This is a genomic window from Bordetella sp. 02P26C-1 (genome assembly GCF_009763255.1).
Lineage (GTDB): Bacteria > Pseudomonadota > Gammaproteobacteria > Burkholderiales > Burkholderiaceae_B > Bordetella_A.
This window is the reverse complement of record NZ_WSJB01000012.1, coordinates 1-14,081: the sequence shown is the minus strand read 5'-3', so window position 1 is coordinate 14,081 and position 14,081 is coordinate 1. Positions and strand designations below refer to the sequence as shown.

Genomic DNA, 14,081 nt, shown 5'->3' with positions numbered 1-14,081 from the left:
AAAGTATTAGCCGGGCGTTCGCACGCCCGGCTTTAAGCAGATCTAACTCCGCCGTGTTGTAAGTAGGTATCAGCGGTCGCGCGCGCGGCCGCCTATCGTGGCGCTGAAGCTGGCAACAAAGGCGCCGACCAGCATGGCGGCAAAGGCCCACAGGGCAAAGCCCGCAGCGGCTTTACGCGCGGCGTCGGCGGCCTCGCGGGTTTTTTGCTCCGCTTGTTCGGCCGTTTGCTTGGCCTGTTCCTGCACTTGCGTCAAGCGTTGACGCGCAGTGGCCTCGTCTACGCCCGATTCGCGTGCCACCAGCTTGACCAAGTAGTCTTGATCGGCTTGAGACACTTCACCTTTGACCAGACTGCGGCCCAGATTTCGGGACGCTTGATCACGCGCATCCGTTTGCGGGCTCAGCGACGTAGCAGGGTCGTTGGGTCGCATCAACGCATCCGTGAAATAGTCGAGCGAGAGTTTGTCGTCACTGCCTTGCGCGGCCTGACCTACAGCCGCGGTCGCCGCGCCTGCGCCGGCACCAACCATCGTCGCGCCGGCCTTGGCCGTGCCCGAGATGACCGACGCCATGGTCGAGCCCAACATCAGCAGCGCCACGACGGTGCTCAATGCCCAGACCAGAAAACCATGCGCCGTATCACGAAAATAAATTTCGTCTACCGCTGCATCGGTCCACTTGGTGCGCAAGCGCCCGGCGACGTAGCCAGCAATGCCGTAAGCAATGATATGTGTCACAAAGAGCCAGACCAGCGTGCCGATGGCCAGGGTTTTGCCCGAGGCCCCTTCATCTTCCCAGGGCGACATCGAAAGAAAGCCTAGACCTGAACCGCCGATCACCAGCATGGAGGATACGGCGGAAGCGATGACGGCGCCGGCGATCACCGCTCCCCACGAAACCGCGGAGCGGGATGGCTCGACGCCGATGGTGCTGCCGGGATAGGGCGCGGCGGGCTGTACATGTTGCATGACGATTCCTTTAATCAATTTGGGGCGGTTGCACCGCCTGCATCAGTGCCAGAACAGTGCCAGCAAGATGATCACGGGGATGGGAACGCCCAGTAACCACAAAAGTATGGATCGCATAGTGCCTCCGCGTTGAGAGTGACGAGTCGGCGCGCATCACGCCGACTCCTCGCACGAGGGCCCACGGACTGCGGGCCACTCCGATGGCGTGATTAGCGCGCCGATTCCTGGATTTTCTGACCGCCGCGCTCGATGTCCTCGCCGGCACCTTCCATGGTGTTGCAGCCCGCGAGAATCGTTGCCGCCAGCATGGCGAGCATCAGTTTGAATTTGTGGCTTTTCATGGCCTCTCCTTTGAAAGTGGGACGGTTTTACTTACCAAAGCGGGCTTTTACGTCAGCCTGGCATTTGTCTTTGGCATCACCGGATTGCTCATCGCACTTCTTCATGGCGACGTCATAGTCGGCCTCTTTTTCAGCCTTCGCGGCATCGCGATTGGCTTCGGCCTTTTCCTTGGCGGCCTTGGCTTGGGCTTCGGCCTTGTCCTTGTCCGCGTCGGCACGCTTGATACACGTGTCGCGCTGATCGCCTTGCATCGAGTCGCACTGCTTCTTGGCTGCGTCGTAGCGCGCATCGATCTGATCGGACGTCATGGGCGTGCCGTTCTGATCAGACTTCATGCCGGCGGTGTTGTTGGCATGAGCAGGCAGCGTGGCGGCACCAAAAGCCAGGGTCAGGGCGGCCAGAAGGGTCGAGGTCTTTTTCATCATTGCTTCTCCCAAAAAGGTATGACACGCAGCGTGTCGTTATGAAGTGATATTGCGCCCCGCGGCGCGATCACGTTCGCACCATGCTTAGCAAGCTGCGTGCCCGCGCATGATGGGTATACCGTTGATGGGAGGTGGAGCAGAACCGCACCAGGCCAGCGTTCACGCTTGCTCGAGGTGGACGCGGGGCTGGAGGTGTGAGACGGACATGGGACGCTAGTCCGTGAGCTTGTGACTGAAGTTACGCTTGTGACGGCGCGCGCTCCGCCAGCTCAATTTATTGAGCACGTTCGCGCGGCGACCTTTCATCAAACGCTTATGAGAGATGATGGTGAGATAGCAACTTGCGCCGTCGCACCCTAAGGTCCTGCATATTTGGAGAAGCGGAATGGCCGCGGATCGACCGCCGGTGTGTTGCCAGGACAAGATCGGCCATCAAAGCGCCCGCCACCGTGCCTTTCTCCAACACTGCGACTATCGCGCCGGCCTTGGCCAGGGCCCAGGCAGTGCTTATACCAATAATGCCGCGCCGATGATGGCAACGTCGACGCGCTCGGGTAAAGGCTTCGCCATGAATGAACAAAAAAATGAAATAAGGATGTGGCCGTACGCTGCTGCCTGAATTGATGCGTGCGCGCCGTCAGACGTAGAAGTGGGCGCTATTGACGACGAGGAATACGGTTGGCTGATCCCAGGCATTTTCCCAGCGGTAGCGACGCGTGCCGGTGAACCCATAGGTATCGCCGGCTTGTAGCAACAGCGTTTCGTCGCCAATAAAGACGCGCAGCTTGCCCGAGATGATGTAGCCGACCTTGTCCCCCGTTTGCATGAGCAGATTGGGATCCGAGGCCGCGCCGGGTTCCAGCTCCATCAGGAACGCCTCCAGCGAGGCGCAGTTCGCGGGCGTGACCCGATATTTGGTGACACCGGAATCAGCCAGCCGCAGCGCCTTGCGCTGACTGGCCCATACGGCGAACTCATTCGCGCTATCGGCGCCGGCACTGTCGTCGCTATTGCTGAAAAGCGTGGCGCCGTCGATGCCCAGCGCTGCACAGAGGCCACGTAAAGAACGCATGGACGGTGAGCTGACCCCGCGCTCGACCTGGCTTAGCATGCCGATAGACATATCCGTGCGCGCCGCCAGTTCCTGCAGGGTGAAGCCTTTCGCCTTACGCATTGCACGCAACCGCCTGCCCAAGTCTTGGTCGCTGGAGTCGGCAGAGCCTGGCGTTGGGTGTTCCTGGTCAGGGGCGGTCGTGGATTGGCGCTTTTTGGCGCGGGACGGCGTCTTCACGGATAGGATGTCCGGCTGAGAGAGCGGACCGTCGGCGGACGACGGGCGGATTTCAATCACACTTCAAAAAGTGTAGGAACCTTTCACGCACCCGTCAATGCAGATCATGGAAGGCTTCCAGCTGCGCATTGTCATCGCCACGGCCCGTTCCAATTCATCGTGTGCAAAACGTGAGGGCAGGGGTGGAATCGGGTAAACGAAACGCCGGCAAGCCGGCGTCGTGCAGGTAACGGCCGAGTCGGCCGATACCTGGAGATGGACAGATGCTTACTTCACACGATGGCGGCTGGCGTGCAGCCCCAAGAGCGCGGCCGCGGCGATCACAACGATGTAGTACGCGGGGGCCATGATGCTGCCCGATTGCGCCACGAGAAAGCCCACGACCAGAGGCGTCACGCCACCGAAGAAGGTCTGGGCGATGACATAGGCGATGGACACGCCGGTCGTGCGGCACGATGTTGGAAACAGTTGCGCCAGCAACGATCCCACCGGTGAAAAATAGAAGCTATAGAACACCGTGGACAGGGTGCACTGGAAAACGATCAGGGTCAGTAATGAGGGGGCGCTGGTAAGCATGTAGAACAGGGGGAACACCAGGATGACGCCCAATACCAATGCAATGCGCATGACTTTGATCACGCCGAATCGATCGGCGCAAATGCCCCCCACCATCGGCAAGAATGTACACACCAAACCGCTGCATATCGAGGCCGTGAATGCCGAATCCTTGGAAATACCCAGGTTGTTGATGGCGAAAGTCGGCATATAGATATTGAGGAAACTCGCCACGACACCCGCCGCGGTGATGACGGCGCCGATCAGCACGTAACGGGTGTGAAACTTGAACGTCTCGCCCAGCGGGCTTTTCGCGGTGCCCTGTTGCTTCAATTCCTCAAAGTCCTGGGTTTCGTCGATCTTGGCGCGGATATACAGACCTACCGGTCCGATCAAGCAGCCGAAGATGAATGGCAAACGCCAACCCCAGGAGTTGACTTGTTCCGGGGTAAGAAAATGATTGACGACCAGCGCGAACAGGGAGGCTGTCATCACTGCCAGCCCGGAAGTCGAGAACTGCAGACTGGCGAAGAACGCTTTCTTCGAGGGGCTCTGTTCAGTGAGGTAGGAGTTGGCGGTGCCAAACTCGCCGCCGACCGAAAAGCCCTGCAGCAAACGCCCCGTGACCAAGATGATGGGCGCCCATACGCCTATCGTTTCGTACGTCGGCGCTACCGCAATCAAGGCCGTGCCGGCTAGCATCGTCATCGCGGCGATGCTAAGTGTCGTGCGTCGGCCCAGCTTATCGGCCATGATCCCCAGTACGACCGCGCCGACCGGGCGGATCAGGAACGAACTCGCGAACGTCATCAGGCTAAAGAGCAGGGCCGATTGTTCGTCTTCCTGGGGAAAGAACAGTTTCGAGATGGTGATCGCGAACATCGCATACACCAAGAGGTCGAACCACTCAAAGAACGTGCCGAAGTTTGCCGCGATGACGTCTCGAGTCCTGTGACGACGGCGAGTGTCAGGGCGTGGCGTACTGCCGAGGTGGGTGGTTGTCATTTACGTCCTTCAAAGGCAAAGCGCTTGAAACAGGGCTAACGATGCGTCAGCGAGTTATGCGGGATCGAGAGTGACTGAGGCTCGCCGTCATGGAGCGTCCGTCTGTCAGCGGGCAGTCATTGCGGCGCCGCGCGGGACATGCCGGTCTCAGTCGGACGCAATTCTCTTCTCACCCGACCCGACCGGATATTAGAGATTTCACTTAGATGAAAAATCACCCTGGTTTTTTTATCAGGAGTGAAAAATCGGTGCCAGCCTCCGTGTGCTTTTCGAAGCGGCACCCTGCACGGGCGGGCAGGATGGCCGACGAGCAACAGCCGTGATCCCGCTCACAAAACCGACAGGGGCCCAAATGTGTGCAGAGATCGTGCTCTGCTGATGCTTTTTTCGCATTTCGCACCATATTGGGGCAATGCCATGCTCCAAGATTGACTACAATTCCGTCCGGCCTGGATTATGTGACAGGTCGCGGCGCGAAAAAATGGCATGGATATTGCTTGATTCCGGGCGACCTCAACCCTGACTGTTGCGTCACGAACCCCAGTTGTCACGCTACGTCGCCCGTATGTCTGCAGACTTCCCTCGTTATCTCATCACCTGTCCGACTTTCCGCACGGGTGTGTCAGGCCGTCTGCCGCCATGCCATTCATCTCGCCTAGGAGCCTGCCACCATGAAGTTTGAAAATCTCCCGTCCTTTGCCGGACTCGCCCGCCGTCGCGTGCTGACACTCGGTGTGGCCGCCGCGGGCCTGTTTGTGATGTCTGGCTGGGCGCAGGCGCAGGACGCGGCCAAACTCAAGGTGGCCGCCGTCTATACCGTGCCCGTCGAACAGCAATGGGTGTCGCGTATTCACAAGGCGTTGACCGCCGCGCGCGACAAGGGCGAAATCGAATACGTCTTCTCCGAGAACGTCAACAACGCTGACTACGAACGCGTGTTGCGTCAATACGCCGAGCAGGGCAACAAGCTGATTCTGGGCGAAGCCTTCGCCGTCGAATCCGCCGCGCGCAAAGTCGCCAAAGACTATCCCGAAACCGCCTTCCTCATGGGTTCGTCGGGCAAGCCGCAAAAGCCGAACTTCTCGGTGTTCGACAACTACATCCAGGAACCCGCATACCTGACCGGCATGATCGCGGCAGGCATGAGCCAGTCCGGCAAAATCGGCCTGGTCGGTGGCTATCCCATTCCTGAAGTCAACCGCCTGATGCATGCCTTCATGGCGGGCGCGCAGGAAATCAACCCGAACGTCACCTTCACCGTGTCCTTCATCGGTTCGTGGTTTGATCCCCCAAAGGCCAAGGAAGCCGCGTTCGCCATGATCGACAAGGGCGTGGACGTGCTGTATGCCGAGCGCTTTGGCGTGTCTGACGCCGCCAAGGAGCGCGGCAAGGTCGCGATTGGCAACGTGGTCGATACGCAGCCGCAGTATCCCGAAACCGTCGTGGCCTCCGCGCTGTGGAACATGGAGCCCACCATTGAACACGCGCTTTCCGCCGTGAAGGCCGGTAACTTCAGCGCCGAGGATTATGGCCAATACTCGCTGATGAAGTACAAGGGTTCCGAGCTCGCTCCGCTGGGCACGTTCGAATCGAAGGTACCCGAGGACATCAAGGCCAAAGTCCAAGCCAAGCAGCAGGCGATCCTGGATGGCAGCTTCGTCGTCAAAGTCAACGACAGCGAACCCAAGTCCAGCGCGAAATGAGCGAGTCCCTGGCCCTGCAACTGCAGGGCATCACCAAACGCTTTGGCAGCCTGACCGCGAATGACGCGGTCTCGCTGAGTGTGAAACAGGGCGAGGTGCTGGCCCTCTTGGGCGAGAACGGCGCGGGCAAGTCCACGCTGGTGTCGATCCTGTTCGGCCACTATGTGGCCGACGCAGGGCACATCCACGTCTATGGTCAGCCGCTGCCGCCCGGCCGCCCCGATGCGGCGCTCGCCGCCGGGGTGGGCATGGTCCATCAGCATTTCACGCTGGCGGACAACATGAGCGTGCTGGACAACGTGATGGTCGGCACGCAGTCGCTGTGGCGTCTTGCTTCGGGCCGCGCCAAAGCGCGCGCGCGCCTGGTGGAGCTGGGACAACGCTTTGGCCTGGGCGTCAATCCCGATGCGCGTGTCGGTACTTTGTCCGTGGGCGAAAAACAGCGCGTCGAAATCCTGAAGGCCTTGTATCGCGGCGCGCGTGTCCTGATTTTGGATGAGCCGACCGCGGTGCTCACGCCGCAAGAGGTCGATGGCTTGTTCGCGACCTTGCGCGGCTTTGTCGCGGAAGGCATGGCCGTCATTTTTATTTCGCACAAACTCGATGAGGTCATGGCTGTCTCGCATCGCGTGGCGGTGTTGCGTCAAGGCAAGCTCGTGGCAGAGCGCGATACCGGATCGACCAACGCCGCCGAGCTCGCCGAGCTGATGGTCGGCCGCAAAGTCGTCATGCCGCGCGCGCAAAGCGCCGAGCCGCGTGCGCAAGCCGCGCCGGTCGTGACGCTATCGCAGGTCACCGTCCGCGATGAGCGGGGCGGCGCGCCGTTGCTCGATAGCGCCGACTTGACGGTACACACGCATGAAATCGTCGCGATTGCCGGGGTAGCCGGTAATGGCCAACAAGCGTTGGTCTCCGTATTGAATGGGCTGCGTCAGCCTGACGACGGCACGTTAAGACTCGGCCCCGAACATACCGCGGCGCCTCGTACGCCCGCTGGCATGACCGGCGCGGGCGTGGGCCGCATTCCCGAGGATCGCCACCACGAAGGCATGATCGGCGACAGCCCGCTTTGGGAAAACGCGATCATCGAGGACTTGCGCGACAAGCGCTTTGCTCGTTGGGGCATGGTGCGCGCCGGCGCGGCACGTGCTTATGCTCGCGATCTCGGCCAGCAGTTCGACGTACGCGCCGCCTCGCTGGACGTGCGTACGCGCAGTCTTTCCGGCGGCAATATGCAAAAGCTGATCCTCGGCCGTACGCTGGCGCGCAAACCGCGCCTGATCGTGGCTGACCAGCCCACGTGGGGCCTGGACATCGGCGCCGTCGCCTACGTGCGGGAACAATTGCTCGCCGCACGCGAACGGGGCGCGGGCATCTTGCTCGTCTCCGAGGACCTCGAAGAAATTTTCGCGCTTGCCGACCGGATCGCAGTCATTTGCGGCGGCAAGATCATCGCCGTCAAGCCCGTGTCCGAATGGACGCCTGCGTCCGTGGGCCTGGCCATGACCGGCACCGTGCCGGCCTGACGAACGACTCCTGACATCATGAACCTGTATCTGGAACGCCGCACGGAACCCAGCCGTCTTGCGTTATTGCTGGCTCCGCTGGCGGCGATTGCTTTCACCTTATTAATTTGTGCGTTGTTGGTGGCCTGGGCGGGTGCGCCGGTCGGGCGCACGTACGCGCTGCTATTCGAGGGCGCATTCGGCTCGCGCTTTGCTTTCTCGGAAACCTTGACGCGTGCCACGCCGTTGATGCTCACCGGTCTGGCTTGCGCCGTGGCGTTCCGGGCGCGCTTCTACAACATCGGGGCGGAAGGACAGCTGTATCTGGGCGCGCTCGCCGCCGTGATGGTCGGGGGCATGCACGATGGCGTTGGCCTGGACCTGCCCGTACCCGTGTTGTTCGGGGGCATGATGCTGGCCGCCGCGCTGGCGGGGGCGTTGCTGCTGCTGGTGCCCGCCATTCTCAAAACCCGACTTGGCGTGGACGAGGTAGTGACCACGCTATTGGGCAACTTTATCGTGCTGTTGTTTGTCTCCATGATGCTCGATGGTGTCATGAAAGACCCGATGGCCATGGGCTGGCCGCAGTCGGTCGCGTTGAATCCCGATCTGGAATTCGACAAGCTGCTGGCAAAAACGCGTGCCCATACGGGCCTGCTCTGGGCGCTGGGTCTGGCGGTCGCCATGTGGCTGATCAATCGCTATACGGTGTTAGGTCTGCAAATGCGTGCCGTTGGCGCGAACGCCCATGCCGCGCGATTTCTTGGTCTGCCCGTCACGCGCGTGATGCTGGGCACCGCCATGCTCTCCGGCGCATTGGCAGGCCTGGCAGGCGCGATCGAAGTAGCCGGCCGCACGAGTTATGTGACGCTCGATATGTCGCCCGGTTACGGCTATACCGGCGTCGTGGTTGCCATGCTCGCGGGCCTGCATCCGCTTGGCGTGATCGTGGCGAGCCTCTTCGTGGCTGGCATGCTGGTCGGCGCCGACAGCATGAGCCGCGCGATCGCCGTGCCCAACTACATTGCCGACGTGATCGTCGCGGCATCGCTATTGTCGATGCTCGTGGCCACCTTGTTCTCGCAATACCGTTTGCGTCGCAAACACGCCTAGGAGACGCATATGGAATGGATGGATTTGTTAAGCTCCAGCGCCTTTTGGGTTGCGGTGCTGCGCGTGGCCACGCCGTTGATCCTGGGCACGCTGGGCGTGCTGCTATGCGAACGTGCCGGGGTTCTGAACCTGGGCATCGAGGGCATCATGGTCGCTGGCGCGTTCGCTGGTTGGCTGGCTGTGTATCTGGGCGCCCCGCTTTATGTGGGCGTACTGGCCGCCGCATTGGCCGGGATGGTGTTCGGCCTGTTGCACGCCATTCTGACAGTGCCGCTTGGTTTATCTCAACACGTGTCGGGTTTGGGCGTCACCATGCTGGCGACCAGTCTCAGCTATTTTGCCTATCGCGTCACGTTTCCCAGCGTCAATACGCCACCCACCATCACGCCGTTTGCCGAGATGACTTATTTGCAAGGCATCCCTGTGATCGGCCCCGTTCTGGCTGGGCAAACCGTCATGACGCTGTTGGCCTTGCTGGCCGTGCCTATCATTGCCTGGGTGCTTAACCGCACGCCGCTTGGCTTGGCCGTGCGTATGGTCGGGGAAAATCCGGCCGCCGCAGAAGGGCAGGGCCTGTCGGTCACCCGTTTGCGCATGGGCGCCATCGTCGCAGGCTCCGCGCTGATGGGCATCGCGGGCAGCTTTTTGACTCTGGCGGCGTTCAACGCGTTTTTCTTTAATATGGTCAACGGGCGCGGCTGGGTGTGTGTCGCGCTCGTGGTCTTCGCATCGTGGCGGCCGGGTAAAGCGCTGTTGGGCGCGCTGATTTTTGCCTTCTTTGACGCGCTGCAGCTGCGTCTGCAGCAGGGCGGCACGAGTCTCCCGGGCCTGCCCGAGCTGCCGTATCAGGTCTATTTGATGCTGCCCTATGTGCTGTCTATTCTGGCCCTGGTGGTGATGGCGCGTCGTGCCGCGTACCCGCAGGCGTTGATGAAGCCCTACCGCAAAGGCGAACGCTGAGCGAGCGCCATGCTGGACAACGTCCGGCGGATTTATTGAATAAGGTTTACCCATGCTCGATTTACTGATCAAAAACTGCAACCTCGCTGACGGCCGCTCGGGCGTGGACGTTGGTGTGCAGGATGGCCGCATTGTCGCGATTCAGCCAGCGTTGCAAGCCCAAGCGCACGAGACGCTGGACGCACAAGGACAATTGCTAAGCGCGCCCTTTATCGATGCGCACTTTCACATGGACTCGACCTTGTCATTCGGTCTGCCGCGCATCAATCAGTCCGGCACGCTGCTCGAAGGCATTGCGTTATGGGGCGAGCTCAAGCCGCTGCTCACGCAGGAGGCCTTGGTCGAACGGGCGCTTGCCTACTGCGACTGGGCCGTGGCCAACGGGCTGCTGGCCATACGCTCGCATGTGGACGTGTGCGACTCCCGTCTGCTGGCCACCGAAGCGCTGTTGCACGTGCGCGAGCGGGTGAAACCCTACCTGGACCTGCAACTGGTCGCCTTTCCGCAAGACGGGCTGCTGCGCGCGCCGGGCGCGATGGAAAATCTGAAGCGTGCGCTGGACATGGGCCTGGACGTGGTCGGCGGTATTCCGCATTTCGAGCGCACCATGGCCGATGGCGCGGAATCCGTCCGCATCCTGTGCGAACTCGCCGCCGAACGCGGCTTGCGCGTGGACATGCATTGCGATGAAACGGACGACCCCATGTCGCGCCATATCGAAACCCTGGCCTATCACACGCAGCGCCTTGGGCTGCAGGGCAGGGTGAATGGTTCGCACCTGACGTCCATGCATTCCATGGACAACTACTATGTATCCAAACTGATTCCGCTCATCCGCGAAGCCGGTGTGTCGGCCATCGCGAATCCGCTGATCAACATCACGATCCAAGGCCGCCACGATACGTATCCCAAGCGTCGCGGCATGACGCGCGTGCCCGAATTGCTCGCGGCCGGCGTCACGGTGGCCTTCGGTCACGACTGCGTCATGGACCCTTGGTACAGCCTGGGTTCGGGTGACATGCTCGAAGTCGCCCACATGGGTCTGCACGTGGCGCAAATGACGGGCCAAGACGGCATGCGTGCATGTTTCGAAGCCGTCACGACGGCGCCCGCAAAAATCATGGGCCTGGACGAACTCGGAATCGAGGTCGGCAAGCGTGCTGACATGGTGCTGCTGCAAGCCGGTGATCCGGTGGAGGCGCTACGTCTGCGCGCCACCCGTCTGCACGTTTGGCGCGGTGGTAAACGCATCGCCAGCACGCCCGCGCGCACGGCGACATTGCAGCTCGAGGGCCGTCCTGCACAGGTTGACTTCAGGAAATAATTACGCGCCGCGGCAGTATTTACTGGGGCCAGTCGGTATTCACTGAGGCGAGGCGGTATTCAGTATGATGAACACCCGTCCGCCGTGTCTGTGGCACGGTGGGTCAGGTGTGCGCCGCCACGACAAGGAGACTTCCATGACCCGCCTTACCGCGCGCGATTTCGCGCCCGAGTTGCTCGAGTTATACGATGGTTATGTGCATGGCCGTATCACCCGCCGCGACTTTCTTGACCGCGCGGCAAAGTACGCCGTCGGCGGGCTGACCGCGGCCAGTATCCTCGCCTCGTTAAGCCCCGACTACGCGATGGCGCAACAGGTGTCGTTTACCGATCCAGACATCATTGCGGAGTACATCGAGTACCCGTCTCCGAATGGTCACGGCAAGGTTCGCGGTTATCTAGTCCGGCCCAAGGCCGCCACCGGGCCTTTGCCCGGTATCGTCGTCGTACACGAGAATCGCGGTTTAAATCCGTATATCGAGGACGTCGCCCGGCGCGCCGCGAAAGCCGGCTTTGTGGCGCTCGCGCCAGATGGTCTGAGTTCCGTCGGCGGTTATCCCGGCAATGATGACAAGGGTCGCGAACTGCAATCGCGTGTCGATCCGCAGAAACTGATGAACGACTTTTTCGCTGCGATCGATTATCTGCGCGCGAGCGATCTGACCACCGACAAGATCGGCATCACGGGATTTTGCTACGGGGGTGGGGTGTCCAATGCTGCGTCAGTCGCGTATCCGGAACTGGCGGCAGCCGTGCCTTTCTACGGACGGCAAGCAAAACCAGAGGACGTCGCCCGCATCCAGGCGCCATTGTTGTTTCACTTCGCTGAAACCGACCCCAACGTCAACGCCACCTGGCCGGCATACGAAGCGGCCTTAAAAGCGAATGGCAAGACCTACGAGGCCTATATCTACCCCGGTACGCAGCATGGCTTCCATAACGATTCGACCCCTCGTTACGATGAGGCTGCTGCAAAACTAGCCTGGGACAGGACCTTGGCCTGGTTTACCAAGTATCTCAATTGACCCCTGCGGGATCCCCGCATCGATACGGCGAAATAATAAGGGTGGATGGCGCCACAACCCCGCGCCATCCTTTACCGTCAGCTTCCGTGCCTGGCTGGACGGATGGAACGGCACATGGGCTGACAATAATCGGACCGCCTGGTATCAATGCAAACGCGCCGCCGGCAACAAATAGCGTAGGCCATCCGCGGACCCATCGCGGCGTACGATGCGATGAATATCGCGGATCTGAATGCGCGGATCCACACCCGGCAAGCGGGGGTCTTGCCCCTCGGGTAGTGCCGGAATAGGCGGCAGGGGTGGCATAGGACGATTGAAATCCGGCAGCGGGGGGCGCGCCGGGATAGGGGGCAATTCAAACATTGCAGAAAGCGGGATCGCGTGCTGGCGACCCGGCATGCTGCGTGTTCTGACGCGGCAAGAGAAACCTGCGGCGGCGATACGGCTTTGCGTGCATTTCCACGACATCGAAGGTGTGTAGGGGCTGTTCAAGGTTGTCATCCTGGCTCCATGTGGATTTCATACGAATGGATAGGCACGGACTCAGCCGTACGAGCTGCAAGCGCCGCCACAGCCCGTGACATGGGCTTGGTCATTCCGTGCCGACTATGCCTGAAGGCTGCACTCTTCAGACCCCGAGATTTTTAGCGTTCTTCGGTCGCCGTACGATTGAAACCCTCTGAAAAGCCGAATATCGGACAGGTCTGCACTGCAAAGAGGGCGGATCTATCTGCTGAACTGCAAGATTGTTTCATCGATACAATAAAAACCATAATAAAAACCGCTAAATATTGAAATCGACGTAACTATACGTGCCTTGAGTTGCTTCCTCAGCTTTGCTGCACCGTGCCGGGCGAGACGCAGCGCGTCAGCGTACTCGCTCGCCTTCGCACCGTTGCGGCTCCGTTCACGCAGTGCTTCGTCCAGGATGATCCTCACATGGCAACTTCTTTGCGCTATCGTCTGCCGCCGCTAACGCTATTGGCCGCCTCGATTGCAAGCGCCCTCTGGGCTAGCACCAGTGCCGCTCAGTCATCCGATCCATGCAGTGTGAGTCCAGCGGGCAATATCGACTGCAATATCACGGGAACCTACGCAAAGCCGGTCGATGTGTTTCTCGAGTCGGAGCCCGATGACGCTTTGCCGCCGGTTTTTGTACGCTCCAACGCCGTGATTGACGCGCGAGCTTATCCAGAATTAGTGGGGGGCTTGTTAATACAGGCGAAGGGGAAAGACGGAGGCGATGCTCGGCCCAATGGCGAAGACGCCCTGGGTCTGACGGTCGAAAACACAGGCGACATCAAGCTACAGGCCGCTGAAAACGCGGCCGGCAATGTGCCCGTGTTCGGATTGCTCGCGCAGCTCAGGGGTGGGGACGCCACGAGCAACGGGGGCAATGGTGGCGCGGCGGGCGGGACTGGCGTATCACTCGTCAACTCGGGCTCGATCGATATGTCGGGACTCAGCTCTGATCGGATTAATGGAGGCGCGGGCGTGGCGGGTATCGCCCTCGGGGGCGACGGCGCGGGGTCGTCGGGCTCCGCCGTGGGTAACGGAGCGGGCGGCAGTTCGAGTGCGGTTGACCTCTTTAATCACGGGGACGTGACGGCTTCGGTGCGGGGGGACGGGCTTTTCTCTGGTGTGTTGGTAGCGAGCAGAGGAGGGACCGGCGCCGATTTCGTCGATGGTCGAAATAGCAGTGGTGGAGATGCCGGCGAAGCCAACCTGTTGAACCAAGCGAACATTGTTGTCGACAGGACATGGAGTGACCTGGGGGCGAGCGAGACCAGCGCCTTGTTTGGCGTTCTTGCTGAATCGCATGGTGGCAACGGCGGAGCTTCATCAGGACGGAACGAGGCGGGGGC

The 14,081-nt window shown here is 60.8% G+C and carries 13 protein-coding genes and 1 pseudogene; 8 read left to right on the top strand and 6 right to left on the bottom strand.

Annotated features, from left to right (window positions below; all coding sequences use genetic code 11):
* Positions 1–69 precede the first annotated feature (69 nt).
* From GOQ28_RS07375 to GOQ28_RS07365, 3 genes are all read right to left on the bottom strand, one after another.
* Positions 70–969: a hypothetical protein gene (locus GOQ28_RS07375; protein ID WP_160356002.1), complete on the bottom strand. Its 900-nt coding sequence runs from the start codon at positions 967–969 to the stop codon at positions 70–72.
* Positions 970–1,178: 209 nt separating this feature from the next.
* Positions 1,179–1,286 carry an entericidin A/B family lipoprotein gene (locus GOQ28_RS07370; RefSeq protein WP_236844275.1) on the bottom strand — a complete coding sequence of 36 codons (108 nt, stop codon included), beginning with the start codon at positions 1,284–1,286 and terminating at the stop codon, positions 1,179–1,181.
* 51 nt (positions 1,287–1,337) lie between these two features.
* Entirely contained in the window at positions 1,338–1,736 is a 399-nt protein-coding gene (locus GOQ28_RS07365; protein ID WP_160356001.1) for a hypothetical protein, read from the bottom strand.
* Positions 1,737–2,121: 385 nt separating this feature from the next.
* Between GOQ28_RS07365 and GOQ28_RS07360 the strand changes: the two genes are divergently transcribed.
* The gene (locus GOQ28_RS07360) at positions 2,122–2,355 is read left to right on the top strand and encodes a hypothetical protein (protein ID WP_160356000.1); all 234 of its coding nucleotides are present in this window, start codon (positions 2,122–2,124) and stop codon (positions 2,353–2,355) included.
* A gap of 18 nt (positions 2,356–2,373) precedes the next feature.
* Here GOQ28_RS07360 and GOQ28_RS07355 read toward each other — a convergent pair whose 3' ends face one another.
* Both GOQ28_RS07355 and GOQ28_RS07350 read right to left on the bottom strand, forming a co-directional pair.
* Complete coding sequence (locus GOQ28_RS07355; RefSeq protein WP_160355999.1) at positions 2,374–3,027, bottom strand: helix-turn-helix domain-containing protein; 654 nt, start codon at positions 3,025–3,027, stop codon at positions 2,374–2,376.
* A gap of 267 nt (positions 3,028–3,294) precedes the next feature.
* Entirely contained in the window at positions 3,295–4,587 is a 1,293-nt protein-coding gene (locus GOQ28_RS07350) for an MFS transporter (protein WP_160350487.1), read from the bottom strand.
* 671 nt (positions 4,588–5,258) lie between these two features.
* On the opposite strand from GOQ28_RS07350, the gene GOQ28_RS07345 reads away from it, so the two are divergent.
* From GOQ28_RS07345 to yghX, 6 genes are all read left to right on the top strand, one after another.
* Positions 5,259–6,290 (top strand): BMP family protein, encoded by a 1,032-nt coding sequence (locus GOQ28_RS07345; RefSeq protein WP_160355998.1) that lies wholly within the window; start codon positions 5,259–5,261, stop codon positions 6,288–6,290.
* Positions 6,287–7,816: an ABC transporter ATP-binding protein gene (locus GOQ28_RS07340; protein ID WP_160355997.1), complete on the top strand. Its 1,530-nt coding sequence runs from the start codon at positions 6,287–6,289 to the stop codon at positions 7,814–7,816. The genes GOQ28_RS07345 and GOQ28_RS07340 overlap by 4 nt, the downstream gene beginning before the upstream one ends.
* Positions 7,817–7,834: 18 nt before the next feature.
* On the top strand, positions 7,835–8,908 hold the full coding sequence (locus GOQ28_RS07335; RefSeq protein ID WP_160355996.1) for an ABC transporter permease: 1,074 nt from the start codon (positions 7,835–7,837) through the stop codon (positions 8,906–8,908).
* Positions 8,909–8,917: 9 nt separating this feature from the next.
* Positions 8,918–9,868 (top strand): ABC transporter permease, encoded by a 951-nt coding sequence (locus GOQ28_RS07330; RefSeq protein WP_160355995.1) that lies wholly within the window; start codon positions 8,918–8,920, stop codon positions 9,866–9,868.
* Between the two features lie 52 nt (positions 9,869–9,920).
* Positions 9,921–11,192, top strand: coding sequence for an amidohydrolase family protein (locus GOQ28_RS07325; protein ID WP_160350482.1), 1,272 nt, complete (start codon positions 9,921–9,923; stop codon positions 11,190–11,192).
* 136 nt (positions 11,193–11,328) lie between these two features.
* Positions 11,329–12,216 carry a YghX family hydrolase gene (yghX, locus tag GOQ28_RS07320; protein WP_160355994.1) on the top strand — a complete coding sequence of 296 codons (888 nt, stop codon included), beginning with the start codon at positions 11,329–11,331 and terminating at the stop codon, positions 12,214–12,216.
* Positions 12,217–12,360: 144 nt separating this feature from the next.
* On the opposite strand, the gene GOQ28_RS07315 is transcribed toward yghX, so the two are convergent.
* The gene (locus GOQ28_RS07315) at positions 12,361–12,717 is read right to left on the bottom strand and encodes a hypothetical protein (RefSeq protein ID WP_160350480.1); all 357 of its coding nucleotides are present in this window, start codon (positions 12,715–12,717) and stop codon (positions 12,361–12,363) included.
* 438 nt (positions 12,718–13,155) lie between these two features.
* On the opposite strand from GOQ28_RS07315, the pseudogene GOQ28_RS07310 reads away from it, so the two are divergent.
* Positions 13,156–14,081 (top strand): annotated as a pseudogene (locus GOQ28_RS07310) (hypothetical protein); the annotation flags it as partial.